Origin of the sequence: Hansschlegelia beijingensis, assembly GCF_045505405.1 — a bacterium.
GTDB lineage: Bacteria > Pseudomonadota > Alphaproteobacteria > Rhizobiales > Methylopilaceae > Methylopila > Methylopila beijingensis_A.
On the sequence record NZ_JBJKEX010000343.1, the window covers coordinates 1 to 3,276 of the forward strand.

At 72.0% G+C, this 3,276-nt stretch carries 2 protein-coding genes and 2 pseudogenes; all 4 read left to right on the top strand.

Features of this window, described 5'->3' with window-relative positions; translation table 11 throughout:
* A pseudogene (locus ACIKT0_RS15680) lies at positions 1–298 on the top strand (molybdopterin-binding protein); the annotation flags it as partial.
* A 14-nt stretch (positions 299–312) separates the two neighbouring features.
* On the top strand, positions 313–2,274 hold the full coding sequence (locus ACIKT0_RS15685; RefSeq protein ID WP_407106269.1) for a molybdopterin biosynthesis protein: 1,962 nt from the start codon (positions 313–315) through the stop codon (positions 2,272–2,274).
* Positions 2,271–2,828, top strand: a complete 558-nt coding sequence (gene mobB, locus ACIKT0_RS15690) for a molybdopterin-guanine dinucleotide biosynthesis protein B (protein WP_407106270.1) — start codon at positions 2,271–2,273, stop codon at positions 2,826–2,828. Before ACIKT0_RS15685 ends, mobB begins: the two co-directional genes overlap by 4 nt.
* A pseudogene (locus ACIKT0_RS15695) lies at positions 2,812–3,276 on the top strand (molybdopterin molybdotransferase MoeA); the annotation flags it as partial. The gene mobB and the pseudogene ACIKT0_RS15695, both read left to right, overlap by 17 nt.

The following is a 3,276-nucleotide window of genomic DNA, read 5'->3' on the forward strand; positions in this document are numbered from 1 at the left end:
GCCGGGGCGGCCCGAGGCCGCGTTGGCGGTGTTCGTGGCGCTGCTGCGCCCGCTGCTGGGCATTCTGTCCGGCGCCGGCGCGCTCCCCGCACAGCGGGCGCCGCTCACGCGCAAGATCGCGTCGACGATCGGGTTGACCGAGGTGGTGTTCGTGCGTCGCGCGGAAGGCGGCGCTGAGCCGCTCGGCGGCGCGGGGCTCCCCATCGCGCAGCTCGCGCGCGCCGACGGGGCGGTTCTGGTCAACCCCGATCGGGAAGGCTATCCAGAGCGCGCTGAAGTCGAGGTGACGCCGCTTTGAACGAGCATCATCCCGTGAGGGACGCCGCCTTTCTCGACCGTCTCGCCGCCGCGTCCCGGCAGGAACAGTTCCTGACCGTGGCCAGTCGCGAAGAAGCGCTCGAGCGGTTTCGGGCGGCCGTTCCGCATCGGGCCTTGCCCTCGGAACAGGTCGAGCTCGGGATGGCGCTTGGCCGGGTGCTGGCGGCCGACCTGGCGTCGCCGATCGACGTGCCGCCTTTCGACAGGGCCCTGGTGGACGGCTTCGCCCTTCGGGCCGGCGACACCGAAGGCGCCAGCCAGGCTGCGCCCCGGCGGCTTCGTCTCAACCATGAGATTCTTGCCTGCGGGACCGCGCCGGCGCTCGCCGTCTCGGCCGGGACCGCGACCCCGATCGCGACCGGCGGCGTGATCCCGCGTGGAGCGGACGCGGTCGCGATGGTGGAGCACACCGAGCTCGACCCGCACGGGCTCACCATCGATCTGACCCAGGCGGCCCGGCCTGGCCAGTTCATCGGCTATGCGGGCGCCGACATGGCGATGGGCGAGACGGTGCTGCGCAAGGGGACGCTGATCACGGCGCGCGAGATCGGCATGCTGGCCGCTTGCGGGCTGGCGCAGGTCGACGTGGTGCGCCGGCCGAAGGTCGCGGTGCTGTCCACCGGAGACGAGCTGGTGGCGCCCGGAACGGCTTTGCGACCGGGCGCGATCTACGATTCCAACGGCGCGATCGTCGCGGCGTCCGTCGTCGAGAATGGCGGCGAGGCGAACCTGCTCGGCATCGTGCCGGACGACGAGACGAAGCTTGAGACCGCCCTCGCCCGGGCGATCGAGGAGCACGACCTGGTGGTGCTGTCCGGCGGCACCTCCAAGGGCGCGGGGGACGTCTCCCACCGCATCCTGTCGCGGCTCGGCGCGCCGGGCGTGCTGGTGCACGGGGTCGCGCTCAAGCCCGGAAAGCCGCTTTGTCTCGCGGTCTCCCGAGGCAAGCCCATCGTCGTGCTGCCCGGTTTCCCGACCTCGGCGATGTTCACCTTCCATGAGTTCGTGGCGCCGCTGGTGCGGGCGCTCGCGGGGCTGCCGCCGCGCGAGGAACAGGCGATCGAGGCCGCGCTGCCCCAGCGGACCGCGTCCGAGCTCGGCCGAACCGAATTCGTGATGGCGTCGCTCGCGCACTCGCCCGCAGGGCTCGTCGCCCTGCCTCTGCCGAAGGGGTCCGGTTCGGTCACGGCCTTCTCTCAGGCCGACGGCTACTTCTCCATCCCGGCGAACCGGGCGGGCCTCGAAGCCGGCGAGACGGTCTCGGTCATCCGGCTCGGCGCGGGGGTGCAGCCCCCGGACCTCACCATCATCGGAAGCCATTGCGTCGGGCTCGATCGGGTCATCGGCCTTCTGATCGACCGGGGCGTCCGGGCGCGGGCCATTTGGGTCGGTTCGGCCGGAGGGCTCGCGGCGCTGAAGCGTGGCGAATGCGATCTCGCGGCCATGCACCTGCTCGATCCGGAGACCGGCCGTTACAACGCGCCCTTCCTGGGCCAAGGGCTCGCGCTGGCGGAAGGCTGGCGGCGCCTGCAGGGCATCGTGTTCCGGCCGGGAGACGAGCGCTTCGAAGGCCGCTCGGCCGCCGAGGCCGTGGCTGCGGCCGTCAGGGACGAGGCCGTCGTGATGGTCAACCGCAACACCGGATCGGGCACCCGCGCGCTCATCGATGGCCTCATCGGCGACGCCAGACCGCCCGGCTTCTGGAACCAGCCGCGCTCGCACAACGCGGTGGCGGCGGCTGTCGCGCAGGGACGCGCCGACTGGGGCGTCGCCATTTCGAGCGTCGCGAAGGCCTACGGGCTCGGCTTCCTGCCGCTCACCGAAGAGCATTACGACTTCGCCTATGCGGCCGGCTCCAGATCCGAGGCGCTGGCGGCGTTCCTGAAGACGCTTTCGGATCCGGAAACGGCGGCCACGCTCAGGACGCTCGGCTTTTCGCCGGCCGCGGGCTCATGAGCGGCCCGCGCGTCATCGGGCTCGCGGGTTGGAGCGGCGCGGGCAAGACCACGCTGCTGGTCAAGGCGATCCCCTTGCTGGTCCGCCGCGGCCTGCGCGTGGCGACTCTGAAGCACGCCCACCACGCGTTCGACGTCGACCAGCCGGGCAAGGATTCGTTCCTGCACCGGCAGGCCGGCGCCAGCGAGGTGATCATCTCATCGGCGCGGCGCTGGGCGCAGATCCATGAGGTCGGCGACGGCGCCGAGGCGACGCTGGCGGAGCTGCTCGAGAAGGTGAGCGCGGCCGATCTCGTGATCGTGGAGGGCTTCAAGCGCGACGTGCACGCCAAGGTCGAGGTGTTCCGGGCCGCGAACGGGCGCCCGCCGCTGCATCCGGACGATCCGCGCATTCTCGGGGTGGCGAGCGACCAGCCGTTTCCGGACGCGGCGGTTCCGGTCGTCCCGCTCGACGACGTGGCCGCGGTCGCGGATCTGCTGATCGCCAGCGCCGAGCCGCTCGACGCGACATTGGCGCGGCTCCGAACGGGAGGCGCGGATGGCGCAACTCGCTGACGATTGCTTCGCGTTCGGCGGCAGGCTGATGACGATCGAGGAGGTCCTCGCGCTGATCCACGAGCGGCTTCCGGTGGTGGTCGGCGTCGAGACCGTCCCGCTCGCTCTCGCAGACGGCCGCGTCGCGGCCGAGGACGTCCTGGCCCGCAACGACGTCCCGGGCTTCGCCAATTCGGCGGTCGACGGCTATGCGGTTCGTTACGCCGACCTCGCCAAGGACGGCGAGACGCTGCTGCCGGTGACGGCGCGGATCGCGGCCCGCATCTCCGGCGACGACGCCCCGCCGATCGAAGGCGCAGCCCGCATCTTCACCGGCGCGCCGATGCCGCCCGGCGCCGACACTGTCTTCATGCAGGAGGATGTGCGGCTCGAAGGGAGCCTTGTCGCCCTGCCGCACGGCCTGAAGCCCGGCGCCAACATGCGCCCGGCCGGCGAGCACGAACGGGTA

Bases quoted from the DNA above. Each gene is read 5' to 3' on its own strand.
- mobB (WP_407106270.1), top strand. From the start codon at position 2,271: ATGAGCGGCCCGCGCGTCATCGGGCTCGCGGGTTGGAGCGGCGCGGGC.